This is a genomic window from Staphylococcus ureilyticus (genome assembly GCF_025558845.1).
GTDB lineage: Bacteria > Bacillota > Bacilli > Staphylococcales > Staphylococcaceae > Staphylococcus > Staphylococcus ureilyticus.
Genome location: NZ_CP094825.1, coordinates 388,798 through 406,031 on the forward strand (window position 1 = coordinate 388,798; position 17,234 = coordinate 406,031).

The 17,234-nt window shown below is 31.6% G+C and carries 14 protein-coding genes; 8 read left to right on the plus strand and 6 right to left on the minus strand.

Annotated features, from left to right (window positions below):
- The first annotated feature begins 351 nt into the window (after positions 1-351).
- Positions 352-2,403: a cation:proton antiporter gene (locus MUA21_RS01820; RefSeq protein WP_262561693.1), complete on the plus strand. Its 2,052-nt coding sequence runs from the start codon at positions 352-354 to the stop codon at positions 2,401-2,403.
- A gap of 875 nt (positions 2,404-3,278) precedes the next feature.
- Here MUA21_RS01820 and mntC read toward each other — a convergent pair.
- From mntC to MUA21_RS01835, 3 genes are read right to left on the minus strand one after another with little or no spacing between them, the layout of a single operon-like run.
- Positions 3,279-4,211, minus strand: coding sequence for a manganese ABC transporter substrate-binding lipoprotein MntC (gene mntC, locus MUA21_RS01825; protein WP_262561694.1), 933 nt, complete (start codon positions 4,209-4,211; stop codon positions 3,279-3,281).
- Positions 4,211-5,041, minus strand: a complete 831-nt coding sequence (locus MUA21_RS01830; protein WP_262561695.1) for a metal ABC transporter permease — start codon at positions 5,039-5,041, stop codon at positions 4,211-4,213. Before MUA21_RS01830 ends, mntC begins: the two co-directional genes overlap by 1 nt.
- A gap of 21 nt (positions 5,042-5,062) precedes the next feature.
- Positions 5,063-5,797 carry a metal ABC transporter ATP-binding protein gene (locus tag MUA21_RS01835; protein WP_046207314.1) on the minus strand — a complete coding sequence of 245 codons (735 nt, stop codon included), beginning with the start codon at positions 5,795-5,797 and terminating at the stop codon, positions 5,063-5,065.
- 121 nt (positions 5,798-5,918) lie between these two features.
- Between MUA21_RS01835 and MUA21_RS01840 the strand changes: the two genes are divergently transcribed.
- A complete protein-coding gene (locus MUA21_RS01840) occupies positions 5,919-6,563 on the plus strand; it encodes a metal-dependent transcriptional regulator (protein ID WP_107525584.1) in 645 nt (214 codons plus the stop codon).
- Between the two features lie 404 nt (positions 6,564-6,967).
- Here MUA21_RS01840 and MUA21_RS01845 read toward each other — a convergent pair whose 3' ends face one another.
- Complete coding sequence (locus MUA21_RS01845) at positions 6,968-7,717, minus strand: M50 family metallopeptidase (RefSeq protein WP_107525582.1); 750 nt, start codon at positions 7,715-7,717, stop codon at positions 6,968-6,970.
- 255 nt (positions 7,718-7,972) lie between these two features.
- Between MUA21_RS01845 and tarA the strand changes: the two genes are divergently transcribed.
- Entirely contained in the window at positions 7,973-8,719 is a 747-nt protein-coding gene (gene tarA, locus MUA21_RS01850) for an N-acetylglucosaminyldiphosphoundecaprenol N-acetyl-beta-D-mannosaminyltransferase TarA (RefSeq protein ID WP_107525581.1), read from the plus strand.
- Positions 8,720-8,875: 156 nt separating this feature from the next.
- On the opposite strand, the gene tagH is transcribed toward tarA, so the two are convergent.
- Positions 8,876-9,670 carry a teichoic acids export ABC transporter ATP-binding subunit TagH gene (gene tagH / locus MUA21_RS01855; protein WP_073343352.1) on the minus strand — a complete coding sequence of 265 codons (795 nt, stop codon included), beginning with the start codon at positions 9,668-9,670 and terminating at the stop codon, positions 8,876-8,878.
- Between the two features lie 365 nt (positions 9,671-10,035).
- Here tagH and MUA21_RS01860 point away from each other — a divergent pair, with 365 nt between their 5' ends.
- From MUA21_RS01860 to tagD, 4 genes are all read left to right on the plus strand, one after another.
- Positions 10,036-10,836: an ABC transporter permease gene (locus tag MUA21_RS01860; protein ID WP_019468398.1), complete on the plus strand. Its 801-nt coding sequence runs from the start codon at positions 10,036-10,038 to the stop codon at positions 10,834-10,836.
- 129 nt (positions 10,837-10,965) lie between these two features.
- The gene (gene tarB / locus MUA21_RS01865; RefSeq protein ID WP_107525580.1) at positions 10,966-12,057 is read left to right on the plus strand and encodes a teichoic acid glycerol-phosphate primase TarB; all 1,092 of its coding nucleotides are present in this window, start codon (positions 10,966-10,968) and stop codon (positions 12,055-12,057) included.
- Positions 12,054-13,112, plus strand: a complete 1,059-nt coding sequence (locus MUA21_RS01870) for a glycosyltransferase family 2 protein (protein ID WP_262561696.1) — start codon at positions 12,054-12,056, stop codon at positions 13,110-13,112. Before tarB ends, MUA21_RS01870 begins: the two co-directional genes overlap by 4 nt.
- A 91-nt stretch (positions 13,113-13,203) precedes the next feature.
- Positions 13,204-13,602, plus strand: a complete 399-nt coding sequence (gene tagD, locus MUA21_RS01875) for a glycerol-3-phosphate cytidylyltransferase (protein WP_019468395.1) — start codon at positions 13,204-13,206, stop codon at positions 13,600-13,602.
- 202 nt (positions 13,603-13,804) lie between these two features.
- On the opposite strand, the gene pbp4 is transcribed toward tagD, so the two are convergent.
- Positions 13,805-15,097: a penicillin-binding protein PBP4 gene (gene pbp4, locus MUA21_RS01880; RefSeq protein ID WP_064209566.1), complete on the minus strand. Its 1,293-nt coding sequence runs from the start codon at positions 15,095-15,097 to the stop codon at positions 13,805-13,807.
- Between the two features lie 241 nt (positions 15,098-15,338).
- Between pbp4 and MUA21_RS01885 the strand changes: the two genes are divergently transcribed.
- A complete protein-coding gene (locus tag MUA21_RS01885) occupies positions 15,339-17,057 on the plus strand; it encodes an ABC transporter ATP-binding protein (RefSeq protein WP_105873850.1) in 1,719 nt (572 codons plus the stop codon).
- Positions 17,058-17,234: the final 177 nt, after the last annotated feature.

Genomic DNA, 17,234 nt, shown 5'->3' on the forward strand with positions numbered 1-17,234 from the left:
TTGGAAATTATGTATTTGACTAAGCGGGTTGGAAATCAAAGTTAAGTTTGATTTCCAACCCGCTATTTCTATATATGATGTTATTTGATTGGTATCGTGGTGTTTGTAGAATAACAAAATTTTATCATTGTTGAAGTGCAATACATTTTAGCGGTTGCTAAAAAAATGATAAAATTATATATATTTGTAATTGTGTTAATGTTAAAAAGTACATATCTGATAAATATCATTGTTCATACAAACAAAGATATGAAAGAGTTTGAGACACAATATGTTCATAAATAAAACGATTGTATTTTTGTTTCAACCTCAGCAATTATGAAAGTTTAAATGTTGAAAAGAGGTGAAACCATGCAAATATTTGAAACAATACTTATATTTTTAGCTGTAGTAATCGCAAGTTCTTTAGTTCATATTTTATTACCTAAAATCCCTTTAGCTTTTATACAAATTATACTCGGTATGTTACTGTATATTACCCCAGTTCCCGTCGAATTCCATTTTGATTCAGAATTATTTATGGTTGCTCTGATAGCACCGCTATTATTTGTTGAAGGTGTAAAAGTTTCTCGTGTACATTTAAGACGTTATATCAAACCTGTTTTAATGATGGCATTAGGTCTTGTAGTAACCACAGTAGTCGTAGTTGGTTTATTTGTGCATTGGATTTGGCCCGAGTTACCGTTAGCTGCTGCGTTTGCGCTAGCCGCAATCTTATGTCCAACTGATGCCGTTGCTGTTCAAGCAATTACGAATGGTAAAGTACTCCCTAAAGGCTCTATGACAATTTTAGAGGGTGAGTCATTATTAAATGATGCTGCTGGTATCATATCTTTTAAAATTGCTGTAGCTGCATTGATTACGGGTGGCTTTTCAATGGTGAATGCTGTTGAACAGTTTTTAATATCTTCTATTGGTGGATTTATTGTAGGTTTAATTATTGGCGTGGCACTTGTTAGGTTTAGAGTATCACTTTCTAGAAGAGGTATAGAAAATATAAATATGTTTACGTTTATACAACTTGTGACGCCTTTTATTACATATCTCGTTGCTGAAATGTTTCATGCGTCAGGCATTATTGCAGCTGTAGTAGCAGGCTTGGTTCATGGGTTTGAACGTGACCGTATTGCACAGGCACGTACTAGATTACAAATGAGTTATAACCATACTTGGAATATATTGGGTTATGCATTAAACGGTTTTGTTTTTTCCATTTTAGGATTTTTAGTTCCGGAACTTGTTGGCAGAATTATAGAAAATGAACCCCATAATTTTATTTTTCTAATTGTAGTCACAGTTTTAATTGCTTTAGCAATTTATTTATTTAGATTTTTATGGGTGTTTGTTTTATATCCTTATTTTTATTTACCAATTAGCCCATTCCAAAAAATACTAACGAATTATGAAGATAATACGAAAGTCACTGAGAAACCACCGAAACGTGGTATGTATGCTTTTATCATGACATTGTGTGGCGTACACGGGACAATATCTTTAGCAATTGCTTTGACATTACCTTATATGTTGGCTGATCATCATTCTTTCGTATTTAGAGATGACTTATTATTTATCGCATCCGGTATGGTCATTATGAGTTTAATTATTGCACAGGTTTTATTACCTATTGTGACACCTAATGCGGTTCAACCAAAGCAACACGGTATGAACTTTAAACAAGCACGGGTGTATATTTTAGAAAAAGTTATAGAACACTTAAATAAATTATCCTCTGAAGAATCAAGTTATTTATATGGAAATGTTATCAAAGAATACCATGACAAATTAGCATTTCTTAAAACTGTTGAGAACGAAGATGAAAATACTAAAGAGTTAGAACGATTACAAAAAATTGCTTTTGATGTTGAAAATAATACGTTGAATAGTTTGGTATCTAATGGCGATATAACAACAAATATCCTAGATAACTATATGCGCTATGCGGAACGTACTCAGGTTTATAAACAATCATCTCTCATTCAACGTATTAAAGTTGAAGTGAAAACGTTTGTCTTAAAAAGTAGAATTAAAACAAAAGTGAGAACAAATGCAGCTTCCTCATTATCAGTGATTGAAAACTTGAGAGAAATTTCTAATGTTATGAGAACAGTGCATTATCGTGTAGTCAGTCGTTTAGGTAAGGAAACAACTGAAGCAAATAAATTAGAAGTTGGTATGATTTGTGATAGTTATTTAATGAGAATAGAAAACTTAACGCCTTCTAATTTCTTTAATCCAAAAAGTGAAACTTCAATTACTAAAATTAAATTGGGTGCACTTAGAGAACAGCGTCGTGTTTTGAATGAACTTTCTGAAGATGAGGAAATTAGTGAAGTTACTGCTCTAAAATTACGTGAAGCGATTAATTATGATGAAATGATTATCGTAGATAGTTTAACAGATTAAAGCGCATAAATTGGCAAGTTTAATTCATGCTTAAATAAAAGAAGTCATGAGTTACCTCTTCTTTTCAAGTTTTAAGGGAATGAGCGACGATATCTAATTTTATTAAACAGATGTCGTCGTTTAACCCGATAACGATGGTATTAAGGATTACCTAATCTGCCGCTCATGCATAAGCCCCACTAACCCAACAAGTTGGGAAGTGGGGCTTTAAATTTTTAGTTCATCATCTACTGTCAATATGAAATGAGGTTGGTACGCATTGATTATGTACCAGCTTCTTTTTTATGCTCATGCATAAGTCTTACTAATTCAGCTATAGCTGAAAGTAAAAAGAGGAACGCCTGAGCTGTTGCTCATGCATAAGTCTTACTAATTCAGCTATAGCTGAAAGTATAAAGAGGAGCGCCTGAGCTGCTGCTCATGCATAAGTCTTACTAATTCAGCAAAGCTGAAAGTATAAAGAGGAACGCCTGAGCTGCTGCTCATGCATAAGTCTTACTAATTCAGCAAAGCTGAAAGTATAAAGAGGAACGCCTGAGCTGCTGCTCATGCATAAGTCTTACTAATTCAGCAAAGCTGAAAGTATAAAGAGGAACGCCTGAGCTGCTGCTCATGCATAAGTCTTACTAATTCAGCAAAGCTGAAAGTATAAAGAGGAACGCCTGAGCTGCTGCTCATGCATAAGTCTTACTAATTCAGCAAAGCTGAAAGTAAGACTAAAAAAAATCTCCATCAATGGGGGGAGGAGCCAACCATTGATGGAGTTAAGGGAGATAGATGATTTAAGGCTTGAATACCACCATACCGTACGTCATTAGGAGGGAAACGTACGGTATGGGGCTATTCACCTACAATGTAGGTTAAATAGCCTTATTTTATTCCATACTACCGTGAACAGTATTGATATTTTCTTGCATCATATTAAAATATGAATCTCCTTTAGTGCCTTTTTTACCTATAGAATCTGTATATACTTCTCCATAAATATCTAAGTTTGTTTCTTCACTTAGACTTTGCATACTTTTCTGATCTACACTCGTTTCTACAAGTAAATGTTTAAGGTTATTGTCTTGAACAAATTTTACAGCTTGCTTCATCTGTTCAGGGGTACCTTGTTTTTCGGTATTGATTTCCCAAATATAACCAGGTTTAATATCAAACTGTTTTGAGAAATATTTAAAAGCACCTTCACTTGTGATCATTGCACGTTGTTCTTTAGGTATATCGTTGAATTTATCATGACTTTCTTTTTTCAAATCTTCTAACTTAGCGATATAATCCTTGGTATTACTTTGAATATCATCTTTATACTTGTCATTTTTCTTAATCAAGGCTTTGCTTATTTCTTCTACATATTTAATACCATTATCTAAACTTAACCAAGCGTGTGGATCTTGTTTTGATTCATCGCCTTCTTTAGCACCGTTTAAGTATAAAGGTTTAACATTTTTTGAAACTTTAACAACAGAACCATCTTCATATGACTTATTAGCTTGTGATAATGCGTTTTTAAACCAACCATTACCTGTTTCTAAGTTTAGCCCGTTATAAAACACAACGTCAGCATCTGTCAATGCTTTAATATCTTTTGGTTTTACTTCATATTCATGTGGATCTTGACCGATTGGGACGATACTATGAATATCTACGTTATCGCCTCCAACATTTTTGACCATGTCATAAAGGATTGAGTTTGTTGTTACAACTTTTATTTTTTCATGTGATTGAGAATTAGAATCGTTGTTTCCTTTACCACATGCACTTAAAAATAATAAAAGAATCATTGTAATTGTTAATAGTTTTTTCATTAAATTGCTCCTTTTTTTGTGAAAAATTGCATTTTATTACAAGTGAAAATAATGATATAAATGATAAACGCACATAAGACGATAGTTGCACCACTTGGAATATTATAAATATAACTAAAATACATACCGACAATTGAACTTATAACACTAATAAGACTAGAAATGATCATCATCGTATGTAATTTTTTAGCGATTAAAAATGCAGCTGAAGCAGGCGTAATCAATAAAGCGACAACTAATATAATACCTACTGTTTGTATGCTTGCTACCGTAACGAGTGAGAGCAATAGCATAATGAAATAGTGTAAAAATGTAGTGTTTAAACCACTCATTCTACTAAAAATTGGGTCGAATGTGGATATCATTAATGGTCTGTAGAAAGTTATAATTAAAATCATAACGATTAAACCAACTACGACTGTTGACCAAAAAGTAGTGTGTGTCACTGCTAATAGGTTACCGAAAAGGATATGATATAAGTCGGTAGTACTATTAATGAGACTAATTAAAATGACCCCGGTAGCTAAAAATGCTGTAAAACTAATTCCTATCGCAGCATCGGGTTTAGTCTTACTACTTTTGGTAATGAATCCGATAAAGATACTAGCAATCATACCTGTCACTAACGCTCCAACAAACATAGGAACGCCGAATAAAAATGATAATGCAACTCCAGGTAAAACTGCGTGACTCATTGCGTCTCCCATAAGGGACAGGCCTCTTAATACAATGAGGCAACCTACTGTACCACAAACGATTCCTACAACAATTGAAATAATCAATGCATTGCTTAAAAATTTGTATTCAAATAGGTGTTGAAAAAATTCCATATCGTGTTACTTCCTTTCTATTTATGCCGATTCTGACTTTTGTTGCTCTTCCTGTGTGGGGTTTAAGAAAGTTTCGTTTAAATGGTCAGGTTGCATCGCAACATGACTTTCTCCAAAGAAACGAATTGTTTTGTTTAAAAGAATAACACGATTAAAATACTTTTCTGCTTTAGATAAATCATGGTGTACAATTAAAATTAATTTCCCAGCTTCTTTGAGCTCATTTAATTGAGTCATTATGATTTGTTCACTATGGAAATCAATACCTACAAATGGTTCATCTAAAAGATAAAGTGTACTTTCTGTCATGAGTGCTCTAGCTACTAAAACTCTTTGTAATTGACCTCCACTGAGTGCAGAAATTTGTCGATTTCTTAAATCTTGTAATTCTAATGTTGATAGCAGTTGATTAAGTCTAGCTCTTGTTTTAGGGGTAACAAACCTAAACCAACCAATATCTTTATAGGCACCTGAGAGTACAACATCTTCTACCTTAATTGGAAAGTCTAAGTCAATATGTGCTTTTTGTGGGATGTATGTAACATTTTTAAGTGTTTGTTGTATAGCAATGTTATGTAAATTAGCGATACCTGTTGACTTAAATTCACCAATAATTGATTTGAGTAAGGAAGATTTTCCTGCTCCATTGGGTCCCATAATACCTATAATTTCACCTTTTACGGGAATTTCTAAATTAATGTTTTCCAAGACATGTTTATTCCCTAAAGTGAGATTTAAGTTATTAATTTCTAACATTTTTCTACCTCCTTAAATTAAATTTTAGGCTAACCTAATTTAATTTATAATATAACATTAACTTTTAGCGTGTCAAGTAGATTCGTGATACAATAAAGTGAATGACTTGAGAGGTGAAACCATGCTAACTGAAGAAAAAGAAGATTATTTAAAAGCAATTTTGACTCATAATGGCGATCATTCTTTCGTTTCAAACAAGACGTTATCCCAGTATTTAAATATCAAACCACCATCTGTAAGTGAAATGGTGAATCGTTTAGAAAAATCGGGATTTGTAGAAACGAAGCCATATAAAGGTGTGCAATTGTCAGAAGAAGGTTTGACATATACCTTAGATATCATTAAAAGACATCGATTATTAGAATTATTTTTAATTAAGATATTAGAATATAATTGGGAAGAGGTACATCAGGAAGCTGAGGTGCTAGAACACAAAGTTTCACACTTATTTGTAGAACGTTTAGACAAATTATTAGATTACCCAATCACTTGTCCGCACGGTGGTATTATCCCTAGAGACAATAAATATAAAGAGATATATACTACAAATTTATTGTCGTTTGAAGCCAGTGATATAGTGACGATAAAACGTGTGCGAGATAGAACAGAATTGTTAGTTTATTTAACAAGTAAATCTATATTGATTGGTGAACAAATAAAAATATTAGATAAAGATGATACCAATAAAGTAGTAATGGTGCAGAAAGAAGAAAAAGTGACAGTACTGAGTTATGATAATGCAGAACATATTTATGCAGAAAAATAAGAATTTGCATACTGAAGTTTTTTATATGCAACTTAGAAGGATTTAAAAAATTGAAATCGTCTAGCTAATAAGCATAAGACAAAGCTTGAAAAGGACATTGTAGTCATATTTAATAGTTAATAGTGATATTGAAAGGAAAAAAGTCTGAGTCATAAATCCTAAAAAATAGCACACAGATGATTTAATTCAATCTATCTGTGTGCTTCTTGTTATTCAATGCTGCGGCGTATTGTTGGCTCGCTTTCTTAGAGGACAGCTTCTGCCCGTCGTCTTCAGTTTGTCCTGTTGCCTCAAGCGTCTTATCAAAATACAACCTATTAAAGCCGATTTTTATATTATTTCAATGGATATTGGCTTTTTCACTTACCCAATAACTTTATGTCTTAGACTCTTTTTGAAGAGGTCTAAGGAATAAAGTAAACTCGGAATAATTGATAAACAGTAAATAAATTGATCGCTATCCAAATGAAGCTATAGATGAAGGTTGGAACATGAGTCAATGTTTTTAAAGTGCTACCATCCCAAGTGATTTCACTTGATGAGAAAGTTAATTTGAATATTGTCCAAGATGATTGAAGAACTTCTCCTAATAAAACACCTAAGATAAAATGTTGTGTAATAGTTATAACATAAAGTATCGCTAATTGATTATCACTTTTAAATAAGCAATATAATAAAAAAATTAAAAGTAATACTATGAACATTGGTAATAGCTTTCTAGACGTTAAGCATACAAAATATATAAATATTAATAGGTAAGCAGTGATAAACAAGCTTGGATATTGATATTGCGTAGATAGAAATCCTATATATAACATCAATGGCGGCATAACGTAGCCACCGAATGTAGTGATGGACTGACCAATACTATTTTTTGATTGTGTTATGGCGTAGCCTTGTTGAGATGTTGCTAGACGCTCAGCTGGTCTTGCCACAATCACTAAGTCTCTCGCTCGTCCACCGCTCAATTTATTAAATAATATATGTCCAAACTCATGTGTTAATACAGGGATATAGTTAAAATAGATATCTAAAAATTGGTTGATAGGTTTATTTCGATAAGTATGTATGATGATATAGATTATAGCCACTAAAACAATCCAATAAAGATGTAATTGAATAGAAGAACTGAAAAACGCATTTAGCTTAGACATGAAATACCTCATTTTTAGAATACGAAAATTTAATATTTTACGAGATACGATACTAATCAAACAGTATCTCACATATAATAGTATAAAGTAAGATCATCCATAAATCATTTGGACTTTTGATGTATATTATATTTTAAAGCGGTTTGACCTAGGTTTTATTAATATTGTAATATATGCGAGAGTAACAGTATTCATATTACAAGTAATGTATTATAGGGTAACGAGAAAAAGAATTGAGTTAGGAGATAACCAATTATGACAAGAGCTAATAAATTAGAAAAGGTAAACGTATTATCTGTTTTATTCGATAATGTAACGCTGACAGAAATGCGTGACCGTATAAAGCTTTTTTTTGAATCACAATCTGAAAAAAATTTATTTATTGTAACTGCTAATCCTGAAATAGTTGACTTTTCTACTGAAAATGAAGCATATCGTAAGTTAATTAACAAAGCAGACTATGTCATTCCTGATGGTACAGGTGTAGTTATGGCTTCAAAACTGCTTAAAACCCCTTTGAAAGAACGTGTTCCAGGTATAGAATTAATGGAAGCATGTTTGAAAATTGCTAATGCTAATTATCAAAAGGTCTTTTTATTAGGTGCAAAAGATGAGGTTGTCGTTCAAGCTGTGAAGAAATTAAGTGAAAAATACCCTAATATTCATTTTGATTATCACCATGGCTATTTTAATTTAGAAGATGAAGCGGTATTGAAACACGTGAGTTCATTTAATCCAGATTATGTTTTCGTTGGGATGGGTTATCCTAAGCAAGAACAATGGATTGAACGTTATGATCATTATTTTAAACAGACATTACTAATGGGTGTTGGCGGATCTATTGAAGTTTTTAGCGGAACGAAAAAAAGAGCGCCCAAAATATTTCGTAAATTAAATATTGAATGGATTTATCGCTTTATCATTGATTGGAAACGGTTTGGCAGAATGAAAGCCATACCAAAGTTTGTATTTAAAGTGATTAAGCAAAAAGCAAAGCAATAAAAAATCGGCTATAGCATTGTTAAGCTATAGCCGATTTTTTACTACAATGACTTTGATATATTTAGCAAATATAAGTTTATTTTAGTTATGATTTATTTATTAAAATTGTCATGCAATTGTGCAGTCGTTATCTATGATATTTAACAGTCAATAAAATTATTTCACTTCAAATCTTGAGTTATCCAATTTACTTCTAAAGGCTTTTTGTTCCTCTTTGGAATATTTTTTAAAACCGTTTAAGAATTTTTCATATTCGGGTAAAACCTCATCTAGTTCACCGAATTTTTTTAATTTACCAGCTTCTATCCACGCGATTTTAGTACAAAATTCACGCACTTGTTTCATATTATGGCTTACGAAGAAAATAGTTTTACCTTGCTTTTTATACTCGTAAATTTTATCTAAACATTTTTGTGCAAAAGTTTGGTCTCCAACTGATAATGCTTCGTCAATGACAAGGATGTCTGGATTTGTTGTGATATTAATTGAGAAACCTAACTTGGCTCGCATACCACTAGAATATTTTTTAACAGGTTGATAAATGAATTCTCCTAATTCACTGAATTCAATAATATCAGGTGTTAAGGTTTTAATCTGTTTTCTTGTGAATCCCATGCATAACATTTTAAATTCTATGTTTTCAATACCTGTTAACTGTCCATTTAAACCAGCATTAATTGCAATCACACTAACTTCACCGTGTCGATTCACATCTCCAGCAGTAGGAGATAGGGAACCACCAATAATATTACTAAGCGTAGATTTACCTGACCCATTGATGCCTACAAGGCCTATAACATCACCTTCGTATGCTGTTAATGACAAATCATTCAGCGCATAAAATGTCTTGTTTTTATTAAAAGGGACTAAGGCATCTTTTAAACGCTCTTTATTATTGCGATAGATGCGGTATTCTTTAGTTACATGTTCAATGTTAACCGATACATTCATAATTTTACCTTCCTTATTTGCAGATAGTATATAGTATATTATATTATATATGAGTTGTTAAATTTATTAACCTATTGTAAAGTAAGTGAGTACAAATTTTAAGATAACGTTCTTATACAATTGTTAAAGTTTACTGAATTTAAGTTATAAAATCAACTAAAATGAGGTTATTTTAGCTTTGTTGTTTTTCTATTATACAACAATCATATGAGTAAGCACATCCGCTTTTATTACATAAAATATTTAATTTACCCAATTAAATATAGGTTGTTAAGATGAATAACAAAGCGTATATTAGATTTGAATGTAGACTTTTTATAGCATAATTATGATTAGCAAATTGATTGAAAGTGTGGTTTATTTAAATGAGTGCAGTGTGGGTAGTCTTAAAAGAGCATTTTAAAAATTTCTATCTAATTCAAAGGTTAGCACAATTCCAAGTTAAAATTACTAACACCAATAATTACCTTGGTATGGCTTGGGAATTAATTAATCCAGCAATGCAAATTATGGTTTATTGGTTTGTATTTGGTCTAGGAATTAGAACTAATAATCCAATCGAGGGTGTCCCATTTATTTATTGGTTACTCGTTGGTATTAGTATGTGGTTCTTTGTGAACCAAGGTATTTTGGAAGGTACGAAATCAATCGCAAGTAAATATAACCATGTCGCTAAGATGAATTTTCCGTTATCAATTATACCATCATATATAGTGATGAGTAGGTTCTATGGACATATCGCACTATTAGTTGCTGTTATTTTATTATGTATGTTAGGTGGTTATTATCCATCTATTTATACATTACAATTATTTTTATATGTTCCATTTGCATTAATTTTCACTACAACAGTAGCATTGTTTACTTCTACGTTAGGTGTATTAGTAAAAGATACTCAACCAGCAATTCAAGCATTGATGAGAATGGTATTCTTTGCTTCATCTATTTTAATTGTACCACCAGAAGGTATTGTTAAAGATGTTATGCAACTGAATCCAATTTATTATCTTGCTGAGGCGTATCGTGCATCGGTTCTATATAACGAATGGTATTTTGTTACACATTGGGAATTAACATTTTATAACTTCTTTATCATTGTATTTTTATTTGTCATAGGATCTATATTGCATATGCGTTATAGAGATCATTTTGCAGACTTTATGTAATGGAATTCAGACAAAGACGATTTATATTTAATCCTTTGGTGGCTTAAAAGTCATTAAAGGATTTTTCTATAATTTTAAATATAAAATAGCTATAATAAAAGAGAATAAATAATTACCGGCGGTGGAAATTTGAGACAGTTAATAAAAAAACTTTATATGACAATCATTAGTTTTTTAAATTTGATATATATAAAGAAAAAAATAAATCATCATCATATTGTCGTCATGATGACATTTGTTGAAGATGTACTTCCAATCATCGAAGCATTAAATCGAAAATCTTATGAAGTGACAGTGATTGCCAAGGAAAGTAATAGAAAATATGTTGAACAATTAGACAATGTGACATTTATACCTGCGGGTAATAAAAAAGTCTTCAAACATATAAAGTCCTTGAGTACGGCAAAAATTATTGTGATAGATACATATTATTTATTGTTTGGCGGTTTCAAAAAGAAATCGCAACAGACAATCATTCAAACTTGGCACGCAGTTGGTGCACTGAAAAATTTTGGACTTACTGACCACCAAGTAGATTTAAATAATAAAAAAATGGTGAACCAATATAAAAATGTTTATCGCGCTACTGATAAATATTTAGTAGGGGGCGAACCAATGGTGAATTGTTTTAAATCCGCGTTTGGTGCGAAAGATGATCAATTTTTAAGAACTGGATTGCCTCGTCTTGTTCCATATGTAAATTTAGATATCAAACAAAAGCAGCAAGCATTAAAGTTACAATATGGTATCAATGATAAATTAGCGCTTTATGTGCCAACGTATCGCGAGCATCACCAAGCCAATCAGATTATTGATAAGGCGCGTTTTGAAACAGCATTACCTTCATACACATTGATGAGTAAGTTACATCCATCACTACCTCAAGATGAGCAACACAATATTAGTCTACAATCGCTTATGGTTATGGCGGACGTTATCATCACAGATTATAGCTCATTAGCAATAGAAGCAAGTTTGTTAAATAAGCCGACGCTTTTTTATGTCTATGATGAAGTAAATTATGAAAAAGTACGGGGGCTAAATTCATATTATTATGAAATTCCGGAATTTTACAAAGCATATAGCGAAGAAGACATCGTTCATATACTTCAAACACATGCAAGTGCTTTAATGCCATTGTTCAAAAATTGGCATGACTATAATGTTCAAAACAGCTTAACTCAGGTTATAAATCATATAGAGAAAATGGTGAAAACATGAAAATATCAATTATCATACCTGTCTATAATGCAGCAAATACACTTCAAAGAGCAATAAGCTCGGTGGATACAAAGCAAGATTATGAAATTATTTGTATCAATGATGGATCAACAGATGAAAGTAAACAAGTTTTAGAAAGACTACAAAAAGCATACAAAAACATTCGTATTATTAATCAAGCAAATCAAGGTGCAGCTGTGAGCAGAAATAAGGCATTGGAGTATGTTACTGGTGATGCTTTTATGTTTTTAGATGCAGACGATGAATTTTTGCCAAATAGTATCGATGCTATGGCAGATTACTTTCAACAGGATGAACATGTAGATATTGTACTAGGACAAATTGGAAGACTAAATAAAGGTGCATGGCAAAGTTTTTATACACACCAACCCATACAAAAATTTGATAAAGTGAATTTAGCACAATGTCCTGAAATGATGCAATCTATTGGTCCAGGAGGCAAGTTATTTAGTGCGACATTCAAAGATTTACGCTTCGATGAAGATGTAGTGTTTTGTGAAGAGCATACATTTATGATATCAGCTTATAAGAAAGCACGAGATGTGCAATTATTACCTTTTATTGTGTATGGTTATCATGAAGAAAAAGGGTCGGTGACAGATCAAAGAGCAGATCGCTTTGTAAATTATATGAGCGATGCGATTAAAGTAAGACATAGAGTGATGCACACATTGTTATTAAGAGAAGAACGGATTTATTACAGTTATCGTATGGATGAACTCATTGTCAGTTACTTGTTGCAAGCATTTCTCACAAATAATAAAAAATTAACAGAACCATTTTTAGATGTCGTAACGTCTTATATGAATAATATGCAAGAAGCAGATTATTCAGGAGAAGCAATGTTTAGAATAATTAGGGTTGTTGAACAATGTGGAAAAAATTGGAATAAAGCGTTATATAAAAAATGGCGAGAAGCATTACTTAATATAGGCATTGGTAGACCGAATTATTACCGTTTTCAAATGGAAGTGTTACCGAAACGTGTAAAATTCAGAGGTAAAATGAAATTAAAACAAATATTAAAAAAATGAATTTTGGGTATAGTTCGTAAACTTCAAATCAGTGTGCTATACTTTTAAAAAATGTAAATTTTAATTAAATTTTGTTAAGGAGTATGAGCGTATGAAACGTGTTATTACTTATGGAACGTATGATTTATTACATTATGGTCACATTGAATTATTAAGAAGAGCTAGAGAAATGGGCGATTATTTAGTAGTTGCACTATCTACAGATGAATTTAATCGCATTAAAAATAAAAAGTCTTATTATAATTATGAACAACGAAAGATGATGCTAGAGTCTATTCGTTATGTTGATCTTGTAATCCCTGAAAGTGGCTGGGGACAAAAAGAAATCGACGTCGATCGCTATGAAATAGATACTTTTGTAATGGGGCACGACTGGGAAGGTGAGTTTGACTTCTTGAAAGATAAATGTGAAGTGATTTACCTTAACCGTACAGAAGGTATTTCTACTACTAAAATCAAGAAAGAACTTTATGGTGATGCTGAAAAATAAATCAGCAGTCATTTGTTGATATTGAATTATAATTTTAATAAATCATATGTTAAATAAATATATTAAGTGAGGCTGGGACATCGTAATGTCTCAGCCTCAACTTGTTTTGTCATCGAACGATCAAGCTATGAAAAACCCCGAGAAGATTTCTAAGTTAAAGCATCTTTTCGGGGTATCATTTTGGCATTGATAATTCATGACTTTATTTATGATTTTTTCTGTTTTTGAAAGTTTCGATAATAAGATAAATAATAATTGCGATTGCAGCTATGATTAATATCGTTCCTAATAAAGTGAGGATTGGATGTTCATCCCACGTCGTTTTCACAACTGTCGTAGTTTGATGCAGAATTGGTTTGCTTACTTTAACAGTTGGTGGGCCGTATTTATCAGAAATAAATTTTCGATCATATTCAATATGCAATTTACCATCTTCAATTACATAGTTATAATCATTTTTATCGAAATCATTTGGAAGTACATCGTATAAGTCTTTTTCTACATAATATGTTTTCCCATTAATTTTGTGATTGCCTTTTGAAATAATTTTTTTGTATTTATATTGATCAAAAGACATATTCATTAAGGCATTGCCCATCATATTACGTTGTTTCTCGCCACCTAAGTTGTCGTAGTTACCAGCACCCATTATTGTTTGATTAATTCTAAATTTATCTCTTTTTGTAGTGATAGTGTGATTGTAATCTGCAATGTCACTAGAGCCAGTTTTTAAACCATCTGTCCCCTCTAAACTCATATCCGCACCCTCTAAAGAGTGATTGAACGTGTAATATGTAACACCGTGTTGCGTTGGAGCTAATTGTTTAGTGAAATAAATGATTTTTGGTGTATCTTGAATAGTACGTTGAGCTAAAATTGCAAAATCTTTAGCGGTTGATGTATTATTCTCTTCATTTTTATATTTTTTTGGTGCAAAGTCTTTCAATTGTTTATTTTCAGCACCTGTTGGATTAACAAAATGTGTATCTTTCATACCTATTGATTTTGCTTTTTTGTTCATTGCATCTGTAAAATCTGAAAGGTTTCCAGATACTTCTTGACCTAATATAAGCGCTGCGGCATTACTTGAATTTGAAACAGTGATTTGGAGTAACTCTTTAATCGTGTAAGTCTCTCCAGGATAAAGCTTGGTATTACTTAATTCAGGCAAGGTAGACATGCTGTAATGTTTGTCTGTGATTTTAACTTTATCATCTAAAGATAAATCCCCACGATTAACGGCTTCGAGTGTTAAATACATGGTCATCAATTTGCTCATCGAAGCGGGATACCAATCTTTATCAGCGTTATATTGGTAAAGAATTTGACCGGTTTGGGCAATATTTACTGCACCTTCAGGTTGATAATTATCAGTAACATTATAACCATATTGATTTGCCGCCTGTGTAGGTGTGACTGTTTCAGCGTTGGCAAAAGGTGTTATAATTGAACCGACGAAGAGTACAGTTACAATTGCCAGAATTAACTTTCTCATAATTACATTCCCTCTTAATATGTTCTGTTTTATTGCAATAGAGGTATTTTAGCATATTGTATGTAGTTTATAAAATATTAAACAGAAGAATATTTTCTATAAATAATTTATTGAAAATTATTGTGTAAAACATGATAAAATAAATTGAAATTAATTTAACTTAATACTTTAAAATTAATCTGCTCAAAATTAATGTAAGTAAGAGGTAATTTAAAATATTTTTAGAAGAGGTAATTTAGATATGAATCAAGAGAATCCATTATTCTACTTATTTAAAAAATTATCATGGCCTGTTGGACTGATTATCATAGCTGTTTTAATTTCTTCATTAGGTAGTATTACAGGACTAGTAGTTCCTTTTTTTACAGGTAAGCTCGTAGATAAATTTTCTTTTGAAAATATTAATTGGATGTTTATCATAGCATTTATTTCTATATTTATTATGAATGCGTTGCTTAGCGGTATAGGATTATATTTATTGAGTAAAATTGGTGAGAAAATCATTTATGCAATTCGATCCGTTTTATGGAAACACATCATCCACTTAAAAATGCCATTTTTTGATAAAAATGAAAGTGGACAATTGATGAGTCGTTTGACAGACGACACAAAAGTAATCAATGAATTTATTTCACAAAAATTGCCCAACTTATTGCCTTCAGTATTGACTATTATCGGCTCTTTAATAATGTTATTTGTGATGGATTGGCAAATGACTTTGCTGACTTTTATCACGATACCTATATTTGTATTAATTATGATTCCATTAGGTAAAATCATGCAAAATATTTCTAAAAAAACACAGGCAGAGATTGCGAATTTTAGTGGCTTACTAGGTCGTGTATTAACAGAAATGCGCTTAGTTAAAGTTTCACGTACTGAAAAAATAGAGTTAAATAATGCGCATAAGAATTTACAAGAAATATACTTTTTAGGACTAAAGCAAGCTAAGATTACAGCTATTATACAACCTATATCTGGTGTAATTATGCTTTTAACGATTGCAGTTATCTTAGGTTTTGGTGCAATTCGAATTTCTACTGGAGCAATCACAGCAGGAACCTTAATTGCAATGATTTTTTATGTTATTCAACTTACGCAACCTATCATTAATTTATCAACTTTGGTTACAGATTATAAAAAGGCTGTAGGGGCAAGTAGTCGTATATATGAAATCATGGAAGAACCTACTGAAGTTTTTGAAATAGAACAAGCAAAACCAATGATTGATGGTAATTTAACATTTGAAAATGTGCATTTTAAATACGGTAATAAACCAATTCTTACAAATGTGAGTTTTGATATACCATCTGGTAGTATTACTGCTTTTGTAGGACCTTCTGGTTCAGGTAAGAGTACAATTTTCAATATTATTGAACGAATGTATGACATAGAACAAGGTGATATCACTTATGGCGACCAATCGATTTATGATATAGATCTAGGACATTGGCGTGAGAAAATAGGTTATGTCATGCAATCTAATTCAATGATGAATGGCTCAATCAGAGACAACATTTTATATGGCATTAATCGTGAAGTCTCAAACGAAGAATTAATTTACTATGCAAAATTAGCAAATTGTCACGAATTTATTGTAGCGTTTGAAGATGGATATGACACAATTGTTGGCGAGCGAGGTTTGAAATTGTCAGGTGGCCAACGTCAACGTATAGATATTGCCAGAAGTTTTGTTAAAAATCCAGATATCTTATTATTGGATGAGGCAACCGCTAACTTAGACAGCGAAAGTGAGCGAAAGATTCAAGATGCTTTAGAAGAATTGATGGAAAACAGAACAACAATCGTGATTGCCCACAGACTATCTACAATTAAAAAAGCTGAACAAATTATTTTTATTGATAACGGTAGTGTGACAGGCATAGGCACTCATCAGGATTTGATTGGTAATCATGAAAAATATCAACAATTTGTTCATACACAAAATTTAACGAAGTAATATTGAAAACACGTATGATTGGATGCTGGATAAATATATTTTTTGACTATAAACGAACCATAAAATTTTTATTTTATATAATGTACATGCATGGTATAATTATTGTGAATTCATAAGTGACAATCATTTGGGGAATGATAGATTTTTATCAAGAATGAAATTAAATAAATGGATTAC

Coding starts and splice junctions, on each gene's coding strand:
- tagD (WP_019468395.1), top strand. CDS start 13,204: ATGAAACGTGTTATTACTTATGGAACGTATGATTTATTACATTATGGT.
- pbp4 (WP_064209566.1), bottom strand. CDS start 15,097: ATGAGAAAGTTAATTCTGGCAATTGTAACTGTACTCTTCGTCGGTTCA.
- mntC (WP_262561694.1), bottom strand. CDS start 4,211: ATGAAAAAACTATTAACAATTACAATGATTCTTTTATTATTTTTAAGT.
- MUA21_RS01820 (WP_262561693.1), top strand. CDS start 352: ATGCAAATATTTGAAACAATACTTATATTTTTAGCTGTAGTAATCGCA.
- MUA21_RS01830 (WP_262561695.1), bottom strand. CDS start 5,041: ATGGAATTTTTTCAACACCTATTTGAATACAAATTTTTAAGCAATGCA.
- MUA21_RS01860 (WP_019468398.1), top strand. CDS start 10,036: ATGAGTGCAGTGTGGGTAGTCTTAAAAGAGCATTTTAAAAATTTCTAT.
- MUA21_RS01845 (WP_107525582.1), bottom strand. CDS start 7,717: ATGTCTAAGCTAAATGCGTTTTTCAGTTCTTCTATTCAATTACATCTT.
- tagH (WP_073343352.1), bottom strand. CDS start 9,670: ATGAATGTATCGGTTAACATTGAACATGTAACTAAAGAATACCGCATC.
- MUA21_RS01885 (WP_105873850.1), top strand. CDS start 15,339: ATGAATCAAGAGAATCCATTATTCTACTTATTTAAAAAATTATCATGG.
- tarA (WP_107525581.1), top strand. CDS start 7,973: ATGACAAGAGCTAATAAATTAGAAAAGGTAAACGTATTATCTGTTTTA.
- MUA21_RS01870 (WP_262561696.1), top strand. CDS start 12,054: ATGAAAATATCAATTATCATACCTGTCTATAATGCAGCAAATACACTT.
- MUA21_RS01840 (WP_107525584.1), top strand. CDS start 5,919: ATGCTAACTGAAGAAAAAGAAGATTATTTAAAAGCAATTTTGACTCAT.
- MUA21_RS01835 (WP_046207314.1), bottom strand. CDS start 5,797: ATGTTAGAAATTAATAACTTAAATCTCACTTTAGGGAATAAACATGTC.